The organism is Actinomadura sp. 9N407 (assembly GCF_044326315.1).
Taxonomy (GTDB): domain Bacteria; phylum Actinomycetota; class Actinomycetes; order Streptosporangiales; family Streptosporangiaceae; genus Spirillospora.
The window spans coordinates 42,385-57,653 of the sequence record NZ_JBIRAW010000001.1; the positions used below are offsets into that span (position 1 = coordinate 42,385).

10 protein-coding genes are annotated in these 15,269 nt (G+C 71.4%); 4 read left to right on the forward strand and 6 right to left on the reverse strand.

What is annotated here, in order from left to right:
* Window positions 1-2 precede the first annotated feature (2 nt).
* From ACH34Q_RS00195 to ACH34Q_RS00205, 3 genes are read left to right on the forward strand one after another with little or no spacing between them, the layout of a single operon-like run.
* Window positions 3-1,955: a biotin carboxylase N-terminal domain-containing protein gene (locus ACH34Q_RS00195; RefSeq protein ID WP_395980586.1), complete on the forward strand. Its 1,953-nt coding sequence runs from the start codon at window positions 3-5 to the stop codon at window positions 1,953-1,955.
* Between the two features lie 3 nt (window positions 1,956-1,958).
* Window positions 1,959-2,873 (forward strand): hydroxymethylglutaryl-CoA lyase, encoded by a 915-nt coding sequence (locus ACH34Q_RS00200; protein WP_395980587.1) that lies wholly within the window; start codon window positions 1,959-1,961, stop codon window positions 2,871-2,873.
* A gap of 38 nt (window positions 2,874-2,911) precedes the next feature.
* Window positions 2,912-4,060 carry an acyl-CoA dehydrogenase family protein gene (locus tag ACH34Q_RS00205; RefSeq protein WP_395980588.1) on the forward strand — a complete coding sequence of 383 codons (1,149 nt, stop codon included), beginning with the start codon at window positions 2,912-2,914 and terminating at the stop codon, window positions 4,058-4,060.
* Between the two features lie 12 nt (window positions 4,061-4,072).
* On the opposite strand, the gene ACH34Q_RS00210 is transcribed toward ACH34Q_RS00205, so the two are convergent.
* The 3 genes from ACH34Q_RS00210 to ACH34Q_RS00220 form a co-directional block, all read right to left on the reverse strand.
* Window positions 4,073-5,500 carry a GntP family permease gene (locus ACH34Q_RS00210; RefSeq protein ID WP_395980589.1) on the reverse strand — a complete coding sequence of 476 codons (1,428 nt, stop codon included), beginning with the start codon at window positions 5,498-5,500 and terminating at the stop codon, window positions 4,073-4,075.
* Window positions 5,501-5,579: 79 nt separating this feature from the next.
* Entirely contained in the window at window positions 5,580-6,707 is a 1,128-nt protein-coding gene (locus tag ACH34Q_RS00215; RefSeq protein WP_395980590.1) for a glycerate kinase, read from the reverse strand.
* Between the two features lie 160 nt (window positions 6,708-6,867).
* Window positions 6,868-7,947: a CdaR family transcriptional regulator gene (locus ACH34Q_RS00220; RefSeq protein ID WP_395980591.1), complete on the reverse strand. Its 1,080-nt coding sequence runs from the start codon at window positions 7,945-7,947 to the stop codon at window positions 6,868-6,870.
* A gap of 298 nt (window positions 7,948-8,245) precedes the next feature.
* Here ACH34Q_RS00220 and ACH34Q_RS00225 point away from each other — a divergent pair, with 298 nt between their 5' ends.
* On the forward strand, window positions 8,246-9,796 hold the full coding sequence (locus ACH34Q_RS00225; protein WP_395980592.1) for a DHA2 family efflux MFS transporter permease subunit: 1,551 nt from the start codon (window positions 8,246-8,248) through the stop codon (window positions 9,794-9,796).
* A gap of 79 nt (window positions 9,797-9,875) precedes the next feature.
* Here ACH34Q_RS00225 and ACH34Q_RS00230 read toward each other — a convergent pair whose 3' ends face one another.
* From ACH34Q_RS00230 to ACH34Q_RS00240, 3 genes are all read right to left on the reverse strand, one after another.
* Window positions 9,876-12,503 carry a M14 family zinc carboxypeptidase gene (locus tag ACH34Q_RS00230; protein WP_395980593.1) on the reverse strand — a complete coding sequence of 876 codons (2,628 nt, stop codon included), beginning with the start codon at window positions 12,501-12,503 and terminating at the stop codon, window positions 9,876-9,878.
* A 215-nt stretch (window positions 12,504-12,718) separates the two neighbouring features.
* Entirely contained in the window at window positions 12,719-13,558 is an 840-nt protein-coding gene (locus tag ACH34Q_RS00235) for an SAM-dependent methyltransferase (RefSeq protein ID WP_395980594.1), read from the reverse strand.
* A gap of 97 nt (window positions 13,559-13,655) precedes the next feature.
* Window positions 13,656-15,209 (reverse strand): acyl-CoA synthetase, encoded by a 1,554-nt coding sequence (locus tag ACH34Q_RS00240; protein WP_395980595.1) that lies wholly within the window; start codon window positions 15,207-15,209, stop codon window positions 13,656-13,658.
* Window positions 15,210-15,269: the final 60 nt, after the last annotated feature.

Below are 15,269 nucleotides of genomic sequence, written 5' to 3' on the forward strand. Positions count from 1 at the left end.
CCATGCCGTTCCCCAGCGTTCTGGTGGCCAACCGGGGCGAGATCGCGATCAGGGTGTTCCGGACCCTGCGCCGCCTCGGCATCCGGTCGGTCGCCGTGCACGGCGACGCCGACGCCCGCGCCCCGCACGTCCGGGAGGCCGACGAGGCGGTACGGATCCCGTCCTACCTCGACATCGGCGCGGTGATCGAGGCCGCCCGCCGGACCGGCGCCGCGGCGATCCATCCCGGCTACGGCTTCCTGGCCGAGAACGCCGCCTTCGCCCGTGCCTGCGCGGACGCCGGGCTGGTGTTCATCGGCCCGCCGCCCGAGGCGATCGAGGCGATGGGCGACAAGATCCGCGCCAAGCGGACCGTCGCGGCCGCCGGGGTCCCCGTCGTCCCGGGCCGGGACGAGGCGGGCCTGTCGGACGCCGTCCTGGCCGAGGCGGCCCTGGCCACCGGCCTGCCCGTGCTGATCAAGCCGTCGGCGGGCGGCGGCGGCAAGGGCATGCGGCTGGTCCGGGAGGAACCGGAGCTGGCCGACGCGATCGCCTCCGCCCGCCGCGAGGCCCGGGCGTCCTTCGGCGACGACACCCTCCTCGTCGAGCGCTTCGTCGAGAACCCCCGGCACATCGAGATCCAGGTCTTCGCCGATTCCCACGGCGCCACCGTGCACCTCGGCGAGCGCGAGTGCAGCCTGCAGCGCCGCCACCAGAAGATCGTCGAGGAGGCCCCGTCCCCGCTGCTGGACGAGGCCGCCCGCGAGCGGATGGGCGCCAGCGCGGTCGCCGCCGCCCGCGCGGTCGGCTACACCGGCGCCGGAACGGTCGAGTACATCGTCTCGGCCGACCGGCCCGGCGAGTACTTCTTCATGGAGATGAACACCCGGCTCCAGGTCGAGCACCCCGTGACCGAGCTGGTCACCGGCCTCGACCTCGTCGAACTCCAGCTGCGCGTGGCCGCCGGCGAGCCGCTGCCGTTCAGCGAGGCCCCTCCCCTGCGCGGCCATGCCGTCGAGGCCCGCGTGTACGCCGAGGACCCCTCGCGCGGCTTCCTGCCGACGGGCGGGGACGTCCTGCTCCTGAACGAGCCGTCCGGCGAGCACGTCCGCGTCGACTCGGGCCTGGCCGAAGGCACCGAGGTCGGCGGCTCGTACGACCCCATGCTCGCCAAGGTGATCGCGTGGGGCACCGACCGCGCCGAGGCCCTGCACCGCCTCGACCGCGCGCTCGCCTCGTACACGCTGCTGGGCGTCCCCACCAACGTCGCGTTCCTGCGGACGCTCCTGGCCCACCCCGAGGTGGCCGCCGGGCGCCTGGACACCGGCCTTGTCGAACGCTCCCTGGATGACCTGGCCCCGTCCCGTCCCGTACCGGACGAGGTCCTCGCCGCCGCCGCGCTGGAACGCATGCTGGCGCTGGAGACCGGCGACCCCGACCCCTGGGCCGTCCCGGACGGCTGGCGTCCCGGCGCCCCCGCCTGGACGCCCTGGATCATCACCCCGGCCGGCGGCGACCCGATCGAGGTCCGCGTCCAGGGCCGCGCGCACGGCGCCCTCGTCGCCGTCGGCGACGCCGCGCCCGTCCCCGCCTCACTGGCCGGTGACGGCACCCTGACCCTCAGCTACGACGGCCGGACGCTCTCGTACGCCGCCGCCCGCCACGGCCACACCCTGTGGCTCGGACGGGACGGCCACGCCTGGGCACTGGCCGAGCACGTACGGGCCGAGCGCGGCGCCGACGCCATCGCCGCCGGTGACGGGGTGCTGCGCAGCCCGATGCCCGGCACCGTCCTCGCCGTCAAGGTCGCCGAGGGCGACGCGGTCACCGAGGGCCAGCCGCTGGTGGTCGTCGAGGCGATGAAGATGGAGCACACCGTCACCGCGCCCATCGCGGGCGTGGTCGCGCAACTGCCGGCCCGTACCGGCGCCCAGGTCGCCCTGGACGCCGTGCTCGCCGTGATCGAGGAGGGCTGAACGATGCGGGTTCCACTGGAGGGGCTGCCCGAGCGGGTCACGATCTACGAGGTCGGGCCGCGCGACGGGCTGCAGAACGAGAAGGCGATCGTCCCGGTCGCCGACAAGGCCGAATTCGTCGTGCGCCTGGCCGAGGCGGGCCTGCGCACCATCGAGACCACCAGCTTCGTCCACCCCAAGTGGGTACCGCAGCTCGCCGACGCCGAGCAGCTCCTCGACGTCCTGCCGCGCTCGCCCGACCTGCGCTACCCCGTGCTCGTACCGAACGAGCGCGGCCTCACCCGTGCCCTGGACAACGGCATCACCGAGATCGCCGTCTTCGGCAGCGCCACCGAGTCGTTCGCCCGCCGCAACCTCAACCGGACCGTCGAGGAATCGCTGGCGATGTTCGCCCCGGTCGTGGAACGCGCCCGTTCCGAGGGCCTGTGGGTCCGCGCGTACGTCTCGATGGCGTTCGGCGACCCGTGGGAGGGCGACGTCCCGATCGAGCAGGTCGTCTCGGTCGCGACCCGGCTGATGGACCTCGGCTGCTCCCAGCTCAGCCTCGGCGACACCATCGGCGTCGGCACGCCCGGCCAGGTCACGGCGCTGATCTCGGCCCTCGCCGGCGCCGGGATCGGCACCGAGCGGCTCGCCGTCCACTTCCACGACACCTACGGCCAGGCCCTGTCCAACACCCTCGCCGCCCTGCGCGCCGGGATCACCACCGTCGACGCCTCGGCGGGCGGCATCGGCGGCTGCCCGTACGCCGAGAGCGCCACCGGCAACCTCGCCACCGAGGACCTGGTGTGGATGCTGCACGGCCTCGGCATCGACACCGGTGTCGACCTCGCCAAGCTCACCGCCACCAGCCGCTGGATGGCCGACCGCCTCGGCCGCCCCAGCCCCTCCCGCGTCGTCCAAGCACTGTCGAAGTAACGGGAGCGCCGAAGGCGCGACCATGAACAGGAGTCCTGATGATCGACTTCACTCTCACGGACGAGCAGGAGGAGCTGCGGGCCACCGTCGAGCGGTTCGCTCGCGAGACCGTGGCGCCGGTGATCGGCGATCTGTACGAGCGGGAGGAGTTCCCGTACGAGATCGTCGCGGCGATGGGGAAGATGGGGCTGTTCGGGCTGCCGTTCCCCGAGGAGCACGGCGGGATGGGCGGCGACTACTTCGCCCTCTGCCTCGCCCTGGAGGAACTCGCGCGGGTCGACTCCTCGGTGTCCATCACCCTGGAGGCCGGCGTGTCCCTGGGCGCGATGCCCATCTACCGCTTCGGCACCGAGGCGCAGAAGGCCGAATGGCTGCCCCGGCTCACGTCCGGGCAGAACCTCGCGGCGTTCGGGCTCACCGAGCCGGGCGGCGGCTCCGACGTGCCCGGCGGGATGCGCTCCACGGCGCGGCTGGACGGTGACCACTGGGTCATCAACGGCTCCAAGTCGTTCATCACCAACAGCGGCACCGACATCACCGCGTTCGTGACCGTCACGGCCTTCACCGGTGAGCGCGAGATCTCCACGATCATCGTCCCGAACGGCACCCCGGGCTTCACCGTCGGCCGCAAGTACTCCAAGGTCGGCTGGGCCGCGTCCGACACCCGTGAGCTCTCGTTCGACGACGTCCGCGTACCGGCGGGGAACCTCGTCGGCGAGCGGGGCCGCGGCTACGCCCAGTTCCTGCAGATCCTGGACGAGGGCCGCATCGCGATCGCCGCCGTCTCCGTCGGGCTCGCCCAGGGCTGCGTGGACGAGTGCCTGCGGTACGTGCGCGAGCGCGAGGCGTTCGGCAAGGAGATCGGCCGCTACCAGGCGATCCAGTTCAAGATCGCCGACATGGAGCTGCGCGCCCACACCGCCCGGCTGGCCTACTACGACGCCGCCGCGCGGCTGCTGGCCGGCAAGCCGTTCAAGAAGGAGGCCGCGATCGCCAAGCTGGCCGCGTCCAACGCCGCCATGGACAACGCCCGCGAGGCGACCCAGATCTTCGGCGGCTACGGCTTCATGAACGAGTACCCGGTGGGCCGCTTCTACCGCGACGCCAAGATCCTGGAGGTGGGCGAGGGCACCTCGGAGGTCCAGCGCATGCTGATCGCGCGCGCCCTCGGCCTCCCGCCCACCTGACCCGGCGGCCGGTCAGACCAGGATCACGCCCAGGACGAGGACGAACGTCATCGCCGAGACGCCCTGCACCAGGGTCGCCGCGGTCTGGGCGCGGTAGGCCGTGGAGACGCTCATGCCGGAGAACTGCGTGACGACCCAGAAGTAGGAGTCGTTGACGTGGCTGACCACCATGGCGCCGGCGCCGATCGCCATGACCGCCAGGACCTGGCCGATCGGGATCTCGCCGAGCATCGTGTCCAGGCCGAGCGCGGGCAGCAGCGGCTGCGCCAGCGTCGAGGTGATGATCATCGCGGCGGTGGAGCTGCCCTGCGCGGTCTTCAGCAGCGCGGCCAGCGCGAACAGCACCAGCAGCGCGAGCGGGCCGGCGACCGCGGAGCCGTCGCCGATCAGGGTCTTGATGTAGTCGGCGATGGGCGTCGACTTGATCACCGCGCCGAACGCGCCGCCCGCGCCGGTGATCACCAGGATGATGGCGGAGTCCGCCAGGCCCTCGCCCACCCACTTGGTCAGTACTTCGGCGTCCAGGCGCTTGGGCAGCAGGGCCAGGGCGAGCACCACGCCGAGCAGGAGCGCGTTCACGGGCGTGCCGAGGTCGGTCAGGACGTCGCCGAGCCATCCGTCGACGAGGGTGCTGTCACCGGACGGGAACGCGGCGATCGACCCGATCGCCATCAGCAGGATCGGCACGAGGATCGGCGCCACCGCGCGGCCGAGGCCGGGGATGCGGTCGAACTGCGCCTTGTACTCCTCGAACGTCTGCTCGGCCTCCGGCAGCGCGCTCTTCAGGTTCGGGGTCCGGCGCAGCGCCCAGGCGAGGCCGGCGACGGTCGCGACCAGGGAGACCGGGATGCCGAACAGGATGACCCAGATCAGGCCGTCCGCGCCGATCCCGACGTTTCCGGCGGCGGCGATCGGGCCGGGCGTCGGCGGGATGAACGTGTGCGAGGCGTACAGGCCGGTGGCCAGCGCGGCGCCGAGGACGACGGGGTTCTTGCCGGTCTTGCGGGCGATCGAACGCTGGAGCGGTGACAGCACCACGTAGCCCGAGTCGCAGAACACCGGGATCGACACGACCCAGCCCATCAGCGACATCGCGATCGCCGGATGCCGCTTGCCGAGGACCTTCAGGACCGCCTCGGCCAGCGTGACGGCGGCGCCGGTGCGCTCCAGCACCTTCCCGATGATCGTGCCGAAGATGATCACCAGGCCGATGCTCATCAGGATCGACCCGAACCCGTCGGCGACCGTGCCGCCGAGGTCGTCGACGTACGGCTTGTCCGAGCCGGCGGCGGCGCCGATCCCCATCGCCGCCAGCCCGAAGGCGAACGTCGCGAAGATGATCGCCAGGAACGGATGCAGCTTGTACCGGCCGCTCAGCAGAATGATCAGGCCGATGCTCGCGGCGAGCGCGAGCATCAGGAAGGGGCCGGACGTTTCCATGGGACTCCTAGACGTGCTTCACAGGGGGTGGGGCGTGCGCGGGCCCGGGGGCGGCGCGCACCGTTGAGCAGAGCCGTGATCAGGCCGTCCGCAGCCGGACGACCTGGTCGGCGAGGCCGGCCAGCAGGGGGCCCGCCGAGCCGATGAGCTCGTCGAGCGTGCGGGGGCCGTCGGCGAGGCTGAACGCGGCGGTCAGCCCGAGGGCGTGCAGGTCGTCCAGCGGCCCGGCGATGGAACCGGCGAGCGCCACCACCGGCAGGCCGCGCCCGTGGGCGAGTTCGGCGACCACGGAGACGACCTTGCCGCCCGCGCTCTGGGCGTCCAGCCGGCCCTCGCCGGTGATCACCAGGTCGGCCGACTCCAGCGCGGCGGGGAGCCCGACCATCTCGGCGACCAGTTCGGCGCCGCGGGTGGGCTCGGCGCCCAGGACGGCGACCAGTCCCCCGCAGGTGCCACCGGCCGCCCCGGCGCCGGGCAGGTCATGGACCCGGACGCCGTAGCGGTCCGCCAGAGCGTCGGCGAACCGTACCAGTGCGGCGTCCAACTCGCTGACCTGCGCGGGCGTCGCGCCCTTCTGCGGCCCGAACACCGCCGCCGCGCCGGACGAACCGACGAACGGGTTGGTGACGTCGCACGCGACGCGGAACCGGGTCTGCCGTACGGCGTCCGGGACGCCGGAGTCGTCGATCGCGGCCAGCCCGGCGAGCGCGGCGCCTCCCGGTGGCAGCTCCGCGCCGTCCGCGCCGGTGAACCGTACGCCCAGGGCGCGCAGCAGGCCCGTCCCGCCGTCGGTGGTGGCGCTGCCGCCGAGGCAGACCAGGACGTCGCGGGCGCCGCGCGCGATGGCGTCGGCGATCAGCTCGCCGGTCCCGGCGGTATCGGCCCGCATCGGGGCCCGCTCGTGCTCGGCCAGCAGCGGCAGCCCGGACGCCGCCGCCAGCTCCACCACCGCCGACCGCCCGTCGCCGGCGATCGCGTACCGGGCCTCGACCGGCCGTCCCAGCGGGCCGGGGACGGTACGGACGATCTCCCGGCCGCTGCGGGCGCTCAGGAAGCAGTCCACGGTGCCCTCACCGCCGTCGGCCATCGGCACCGCGGTCACCACCGCTCCGGGCACGGCGCGGCGGACACCGGATTCCACGGCCGCGCACACGGCGGACGCGCTGAGGCCGCCCTTGAACGAGTCGGGCGCGACGACGACGTGCACGGCATCCCCCTCCGGTTTTTGCTGGTCACTGCGGGTTTGAACAGACCCTAAGAGCGGCGGGCTGCGCGGGCACCGGCCGTACGACCAAAGTCAGGCCGGGAAAGCCCCGCCGTTTTGTGCGCGGCGCCAACCGTCCGGCCAGGGAAACGGCGGTGGCGGATCAGCCGAGATCCGCCAGGTACAGCGCGGCCTGGAGCGCGACCGCGTCGGCGAACACGCGCGGATCGCGCCCGGTCAGGTCGGCGATCCGGCCGAGCCGGTAGACCAGGGTGTTGCGGTGCACGTTCAGCTCCCGCGCGGCCTGGACGACGTGCCGGTCGTGCGTGAAGTAGGCCCACAGGGTGCGGCGCAGGTCGGCGGGCAGCGCGCCGAGGATCCGCTCACCGGCGGCCCCGCCCACCTCGTCGGGAAGCTCCGCGAGCAGGACGCTCGTCTCCTGGTCGCGCAGCGTCGTCTCGGACGGCAGCGTCCGCCGCCGGAGCGCGAGCCGGCCGCGCCGTACGTTCTCCAGCAGGGCGCCGAAGTCGGCGGCGGTCCCCGCGTCCAGGAGGCACGCCCCCTTCCGTTCCCGGCGCATCTCCTGCAGCCGTCCCCGCAGCGACGCGGGTGCCGCCGCCCCGGCGACGGCCCACAGGGTCCCGGTGACGTCGACCGCCGCCAGCACCTGCTCCTCGCCGCTTCCCAGCCGCCGGTAGAGCAGTTCGGCGGCCCCCATCGCGTCGGCGGGGACGTCGAGCCCCGGGCGCAGCGCGTACAAGGCGAAAGGGGCGGCGGGGCGGGTACCGACCAGCCGCAGGCGCTGGCGCCACTGCGCCGCGGTGAGGCGGCCGGCGAGCAGGTCGGCGATGATCTGGTCGCGGGTACGGGCCCGCCACTCTGCCTCGGCCCGCATCGCCTGCTGCGTGATCATCAGTTCGGTCATCAGGGCCACCGCGCCGGCCAGGTCGCCGACCTCGGCCGGCTCCCCGCTCACCCCCACCACACCGGCGATCTCCGCGCCGATCCGGACCGGCAGGTTGACCCCGGCGCGGGTACCGCGCATCTCCCGGGCCTCGGCGCCGGTGACCGCGAGCGGGACACCGCTGCGCAGCACCCGCGCCGCGCCGTCGTGCACCTCGCCGACCCGGTCCCGGTCGCCGCTGGCGATGATCACGCCCCGGCCGTCCATCAGGTTGACGTTCCGGCCCAGCCGCCGCATGATCTCGTCCACGATCGCCTGGGCGTCGGTACCGGCGATCACGGCGCCGCCGCGAGCGGCTCGCTGGTTGCGATGACGACCTCCAGGGACGCACGGGGCGTGGTGTCAGCTACGTCACACTCGATCGGTCGCCGGCCCGGTGCAGGTCACAGGGCCGGCGTGCACGTCCAGGTGAGACGGGGCGAGTCTGTCCTACCCGGACGGAATACTCCGCGATCTCGCGAAGTTTAATGGTTCGCGAAAGTGTCAGTCGCTGCAGTAATTTGCTGCGGTACCCCAGCCCTCTTCGACCATGCCCGCATGCGCGCATGCCCGGGCCCTGAACGATTGGAAGACTCAGTTGACCGCTCCCGCGTCTCCTAAGGCGGCGGACGGCCCGAAGGCCGCGGACTCAGGCGGAGGGCTCGACCGCGGCGTCATCGCCGTGGCCATGGTCGTGGTGCTCGGCGCCATCATGTCCATTCTGGACGTGACGGTCGTCAATGTCGCGCTCAAGCACCTCACCGAGGACTTCAACGCCCCGCTGTCCACGATCCAGTGGGTGGCGACCGGCTACACCCTCGCGCTGGCCACCGTCATCCCGGTGACGGGGTGGGCCTCGGCCCGGTTCGGCACCAAGCGCCTCTACATCATCTCCATCATCCTGTTCGTCGCCGGATCGGCGCTGGCCGGGATGGCGTGGAGCGCGGAGTCGCTGATCGCCTTCCGGGTCCTGCAGGGCCTGGGCGGCGGCATGATCATGCCCGCCGGCATGACGATCCTGACCCAGGCGGCCGGGCCGCAGCGGGTCGGCCAGGTGATGAGCATCGTCGGCATCCCGATGCTGCTCGGCCCGATCATGGGCCCGATCCTGGGCGGCTGGCTGGTGGACGACGTCTCCTGGCGCTGGATCTTCTACATCAACGTGCCGATCGGCGCGGTGGCGCTGTTCCTGGCCTTCAAGATCCTGAAGAAGGACAAGCCGCGCAAGGCCGAGCGGCTGGACGTCCTCGGGCTGCTGCTGCTGTCCCCCGGCCTGGCGATGCTGATCTACGGCCTGGCCACCGGTGCCGAGAAGAACGACTTCACGCGCCCCGACGTGCTGGTCACGGCGATCGGCGGCGGGCTGCTGGTGATCGGGTTCGCGGTGCACGCGCTCCGCGAGGGCAACACCAACCCGCTGATCGACCTGCGGCTGTTCAAGCGCCGCTCGGTCGCGGCCGCCTCCGGCACCATGGTGCTGTTCGCCTGCGCGTTCTTCGGCGCGATGCTGATCCTGCCGCTCTACTACCAGACGGTACGGGGCGAGTCCGCGTTCGCCGCGGGCCTGCTGCTGGCACCGCAGGGCCTCGGCGCGATGGTCACCATGCCGATCGGCGGCAAGCTGACCGACAAGCTGGGCCCGGGCAAGGTCGTCCTGGTCGGACTGGCACTGGTCGTCCTGGGCGTGGCGGGCTTCGCGTCCCAGCTGACCCCCGACGCCTCGTACTGGACGCTGGGCATGGCCCTGTTCGTGATGGGTCTCGGCATGGGCATGACGATGATGCCCACCATGTCGGCGGCGATGCAGACGCTCCAGCACGACGAGGTGCCGCGGGCCAGCACCGCGCTGAACATCATCCAGCAGGTCGCCGGCTCCATCGGCACCGCGTTCATCGCGGTCCTGCTGGCCACGCAGCTGCGCGCTGAGGGCCTCGACACGAGCGGTGGTCTGGGCGCCGAGCCCTCCGCCGGTGGCGCCGAGGTCCCGCCGCACATCATGGCGGAGATCATGAGCAAGATGGCGGACGCCTTCCAGACGACCTACTGGTCGTCGCTGGTACTGCTGGTGCTGGCGTTCCTGCCGGCACTGATGCTGCCGCGCAGGAGGCCCGACACCCTGCCGGTCGACGTCCCCATGCAGATGCACTGATCGGCGTCACACTCTGAACGCCCCGGCCCTTATGGGCCGGGGCGTTCGTCGTCGGGTGAGGGTCAGCGGCCGGTGAGGGTCAGCGGCCGGGCGGGCGGGTCTTCTCGGACGGGCCGTGGTAGATGGAGTTGATCACGATCGGCCAGGTCACCCGGGGCCAGGTCCGGAACGTGATCTCGCTGCCCGCGAGGGTGGCCTGGCCCTTGCCGACCTCGAAGGCCACCACGTTGGCCAGGCCGTGCAGCGACTCGGTGCCGTGCGCGTACCCGCTGGCCAGCAGGTCGCCGTCACTGGGATAGGTGGACGCCGCGGTCGCCGCACCCGTGATCCGGTACGCGGCGTCGCGGTTGAACCAGACCGGCCACTGCTCCGGCATGCCCCACGCGGCGGGCACGTCCGGCTTGTAGGTGGCGCGCAGCAATGCCCCTGGAGCATTGAACTTCGACCGGTCGGTGGGCGCGGCGTTGTCCACCGGCAGGTCCAGCAGCTCCCGCGCGGTCTCCGAACCGCTGCCGAGCGCGACCAGGCTGCCGCCGTCCGAGACGAAGTCGCCGAGCGCGTCCCAGCCCTTGTCGCCGACGCCGCGCGCCCAGGCGAACTCGGGCGGGTGCTCGGCCGGGTCCAGGCCCTTGACGATGGTGTCCTTGGAGACGCCGTCGGCCAGCACGATCGTGTCGTAGCGGCCGGCCAGGTCGGCGTAGTCGTCGGCGCCGACGACCTTGTAGTTCACGCCGTACTGGTCGAGCATCCAGGTCATCCAGCCGCCGGGCATGTTGTTCGCCCCCCGGATAAGGCCGACGCGGGTGCCCGGCTTGAGGCGGAACCCTTCCACCTCGGGTGCCTCGTTCGAGCCGTACACCGGGAGCCCGGTGGCGGCCGAGACCTCCTGCAATGTCCGGCGCGCGGCGGGCGTCGGCGGGACGACCACCGTGCCCGGCGCGAACGTCCGCCCTGCCGCCGAGAACTTCTCGCCCGCGCGGAAGACCGGCACGCCGGCCTTCTGCAGCCGGGCCAGCACGTGCGCGACGCCGTACGACTCGGGGGCGACCAGGTACGCGCCGCGCGGCACGGCGGGCATCCGCACCTGCTGCGGGGCGACGCGCTGTACGCGCTGCAGCGGGACCGAGAAGGCCTTCTCGACCGGCTCGGCGTCCACGCCCAGCAGCAGCGCGACGTTGTCGGTCGTCTCGCTGTACGGCATGATCAGCGGGCAGTCCGCGCACTTGCGCGCCGCCTTCTCCGGATAGACGTCCTTCTGCAGCAGCTGGTGGATCCAGCGGCCAAGCGGCTGGCGGGTCCGCAGCACGTACGACCCGGCCGGATAGCTCTTGCCGCCCGCCGTGAACGCCGACCTGGCCTGGTCGATCTCGACCCGTCCGAACTCCAGGATCTTCAGCAGCTCGTACACGGCGTACGGGTCGCGCTGCCCGGCCGGGATCACGTACGCCTCGGGCGTCCCGGGCTCCACGTCCGGCAGCCGGGCCCCGTTGCGGGCCACCTGGTAGAGGTTGTTGTACAGCCACGACTCCGGGTTCTTGGCGATGTTCTCGATGCCCGCGTACGCGCCCGTCTTGGCGTAGGCGACGATCTGCTCCAGCGTCCAGCTGTTCTTGTCGTAGGGCTGCAGCATCCGGATCGTCTTGTTCTGCGGGCCCAGCGGCTTGCCGTCGGCGCTGGTGTGCGGGTACGCCAGGTCCTTGGCCGAGGCGATCTCGGTCAGGAACAGCGAGGTGCCGATGAACGTCGAGTAGCCCATGACGTCGGCGTTCCAGAAGATGCCGTACGCGTCGTCGGAGCCGACGCCCTTCTTGTTCTCGGCGGTCAGCGCGCGGGCCGCCACCTGCCCCTGGGTGTTGGCCGACTGGATGGTGATCGGGTCGACGCCGCTCCCGAGCGGCTCGTCGTACGGCGGCGTCCACAGTCGCGGCCCGCCCGTCCCGGCCTGGTGCATGTAGTGCCCGGCGACCGGCCGGTACGTCTGCTCCAACCGGACCCGGGTCCGCGTCTCGCGCTGGGTGAACATGAACCAGTCGCGGTTGTTATCGTGCCCGACGTACTTGTGGTAGAGGTCCGGGTAGACCCGCTTGTACGGGGTGCCCGCGGTCTTGTTGAAGTGGTCCACCACCAGGTGCTGGCCGTCGGGGTTGCCCGACGGGATCACCAGCAGGACCGCGTTCTCCAGAACGGTGTCGGTGTAGGGCGACTTCTCGGTCGCGAACCGGTGCACGATGTCCACCAGCGCCTGGGTGTTGCCGACCTCGGTCGAGTGCAGCGTGCCCTCGATCAGGTAGACGGGCTTGCTGCGCTCCGACAGCCGCCGCGCCTCCTGCTCGGAGACGCGAGGGTCGGCGAGCCGCTGGTTGTCCCGCATGATCTGCCGGAGGTTCCGCAGGTTCTTCGGGGCGCTGACGAACAGCGCGGGGTAGTCGTTGCCCAGCGTGGTCTGGTCGACCACCTGGTAGTCGACCCGGTCGGAACGGCCGGCCACCAGGCTGAAGTACTGCTTGATCTTGTCGAACCCGGCCAGCCGGCCGGTCGTTCCCATCGCGAAGCCGAAGTAGTCCTTGGGGGCGGGGATCGTCTTGCCCTGGGCTGTGCGCGTGACCGTACCGCCTACGCCGAACGCGTCGGAGCGCACAGGCGCGACGACGAGGGCGGCGGAGGTCAGCACGGCGGCCAGCAAGCAGGTGGTGCGCCGCGGCAGCATCCGGTCTCCAGTTGTGCGGGGAGGTCATCGGGGAGGAAGGGCGGGCAGCCACCGGCCGGTCGGCTGTGCCCAGCGTGAATCGCGATCAACGATCAGTCAATGTCTTGATCGTCGGCGGTTCGGGTGCTACCAGGGCCGATCCCGTCCCGTTCCCCGAGGGCACGGAAGGACCGGGGAAGGCGACGCCTTCCCCGGTCCTTTCCTCGCCGCCGCGATCAGGGCTTGCGTGCGACGCCCACGAACAGGTCCCTCTCCGGGGGCTCGCCGCCGAACGGCGATTCGGCCTGGACGGGCTTCCACCGGGCCACCGACACCACACCGGGGTCGACCATTTCCATACCGGCGAAGAATGCCGCGAGCCGTTCGGGCGTGTGCAGGTAGATGGGAGGGTTTCCGAACGCCTGGTTATAGGCGGCGGCCGCACCTTCCATGCCCGCTGGATTGATGACGTTGGTATTGACGGATATCACGAGGTGACTGCCCGGGCAGGTGGCGTCCATCAGTGTCTCGATGACGGCCCGGGCGTCGCCGTCCTCGGCGATGTGGGCCAGAGTGCCGAGCAGGATGATCGCGACGGGCCGGCTGAAGTCGAGCGTCCCGGCCGCGGCGGCGAGGATCTTGCGAGGTTCGCGCAGGTCCCCGTCGATGTAGTCGGTAGCGCCCTCGGGAGTGCCGGCGAGCAGGTCACGAGCGTGCACGAGCACGATCGGGTCGTTGTCGACGTACACGATGCGGGACTCGGGGGCGGCTCTCTGCGCGACCTCGTGGGTGTTGTCGGCCGTCGGGAGGCCGGAGCCGATGTCCAGGAACTGGCGGATGCCGCGATCGCGCACCAGATGGTCGACGGCGCGGCCGAGAAAGGCCCGGTTGTCGCGCATCATCGCGATCATCTCGGGTTCGGCCGCGATGACCTGCTCGCCGATCGCGCGGTCGATGTCGAAGTGGTCCTTGCCGCCGAGCCAGTAGTTGTAAATGCGCGCGGAATGCGGGACATCGGTGCGGATCAGGTCCTCGGGGCGACGGCCGCGATCGGGGGAATTCTCAGCTGCGCTCATCCCCGCAGCGTAAGCCGACAGGGCTCGCGCTCGCACAAGAACCGGTCACGGTGCGAGCCGCCAGGCGAGCACCGTGACCGGGACTTTGAAACACCGTCTAGGAGGACGCCAGGGAGTCGTTCTGGTTCTTCCAGTACTCGTCCTTGAGCAGGCGCTTGTAGAGCTTGCCCGTGGGGTGGCGGGGCAGTTCGTCGCGGAAGTCGACCGTACGGGGGCACTTGTAGTGGGCCAGGTTCTCGCGGCAGTACGCGATGAGCTCGGCCTCCAGCTCGGGGCCCGCGTCGGCGGCTGAGAGGGGCTGTACGACGGCTTTGACGGCCTCGCCCATCTCGGGGTCGGGGACGCCGAAGACGGCGACGTCGGCGACCTTGGGGTGGACGGCCAGGACGTTCTCGGCCTCCTGGGGGTAGATGTTCACGCCGCCGCTGATGATCATGTACGAGCGGCGGTCGGTGAGGTAGAGGAAGCCCTCCCCGTCCACGTAGCCGACGTCGCCGAGCGTGGTCCAGCCGTGGCCCCAGGGGTCGCGGGCCGCCTTGGTCTTGGCCTCGTCGCCGTGGTACTCGAACTCGGGTCCCTCGCCGAAGTAGAGCGTTCCGGGCTGCCCGGGCGGAAGCTCGTTGCCGTCCTCGTCGCAGACGTGGATCTTGCCCAGCAGGGGCCGTCCGACGGTGCCCTTGTGGGCCAGCCAGTCCTCGGAGTTGGTGTAGATGAAGCAGTTGCCCTCGGTACCGGCGTAGTACTCGTGCAGGACCGGGCCCCACCAGTCGATGATCTGCTCCTTGACCGGGACGGGGCAGGGCGCGGCGGCGTGCACGGCGTAGCGCAGGGACGACAGGTCGTACCTGGTCCGCGTCTCCTCGGCCAGCTTCAGCATCCGGATGAACATGGTGGGGACCCACTGGCTGTGGGTGACGCCGTACTTCTCGATCGCCGCGAGGGCGCTCTCCGGGTCGAACTTCTCCATCACGACGATGGTGGCGCCGAACCGCTGGAAGTTCATGGAGTAGCGCAGCGGGGCCGCGTGGTAGAGCGGCGCCGGCGAGAGGTAGACCGAGTCCCCGTCGGGCTGGAAGAGGAACGAGATCAGCTGGAACAGCGTGTTCGGCTCGCCCATCGGCGCGAGTGAGAGGCCGAGCTTGATCCCCTTGGGCCGGCCCGTGGTGCCCGAGGAGTAGAGCATGTCCATGCCCTCGCACTCGTTCTCGATCGGCGTCACCGGGTGGCCGGACACCTCCTGCTCGTACGAGCGGAAGCCCGGTGCGGTGCCGTCGAGCATGAGGCGCAGGCCCACGTTCGGGGTCTTGTCGGTGATGGCCTGGGCGGGACCGGTGACGGCCTCGCTGGCGATGAAGACCTTGGCCTCGCAGTTGTCGACGATGTAGGCGAGCTCGTCGGCCTGCAGCCGCGAGCTGATGGCGGTGTAGTAGAGGCCCGACCGCTGGGCGGCCCAGGCGACGGCCAGGAACAGCGGGTGGTTCTCCAGCATGAACGCGATGTGGTCGCCCGGGCGCAGTCCCTCCGCGTGGAGCAACTGCGCGAGCCGGTTCGACTCCTCGTTCAACTCTCGGTAGGTGATGACCCGCCCGGAGCCCGCCATGATCACGGCGGGCTTGCCGGGGGTCCGTTCAGCGATCAGCCCCAGATGCATGAAACCGCACGCTACCGGGCGGAACGCCGATATGGAATGGGATTCGGTTTGGGGACGTGG

What these genes read in the sequence shown, in the direction of transcription:
- ACH34Q_RS00200 (WP_395980587.1), top strand. Translation starts at nt 1,959, where the DNA reads ATGCGGGTTCCACTGGAGGGGCTGCCCGAGCGGGTCACGATCTACGAG.
- ACH34Q_RS00210 (WP_395980589.1), bottom strand. Translation starts at nt 5,500, where the DNA reads ATGGAAACGTCCGGCCCCTTCCTGATGCTCGCGCTCGCCGCGAGCATC.
- ACH34Q_RS00205 (WP_395980588.1), top strand. Translation starts at nt 2,912, where the DNA reads ATGATCGACTTCACTCTCACGGACGAGCAGGAGGAGCTGCGGGCCACC.
- ACH34Q_RS00235 (WP_395980594.1), bottom strand. Translation starts at nt 13,558, where the DNA reads ATGAGCGCAGCTGAGAATTCCCCCGATCGCGGCCGTCGCCCCGAGGAC.
- ACH34Q_RS00195 (WP_395980586.1), top strand. Translation starts at nt 3, where the DNA reads ATGCCGTTCCCCAGCGTTCTGGTGGCCAACCGGGGCGAGATCGCGATC.
- ACH34Q_RS00230 (WP_395980593.1), bottom strand. Translation starts at nt 12,503, where the DNA reads ATGCTGCCGCGGCGCACCACCTGCTTGCTGGCCGCCGTGCTGACCTCC.
- ACH34Q_RS00240 (WP_395980595.1), bottom strand. Translation starts at nt 15,209, where the DNA reads ATGCATCTGGGGCTGATCGCTGAACGGACCCCCGGCAAGCCCGCCGTG.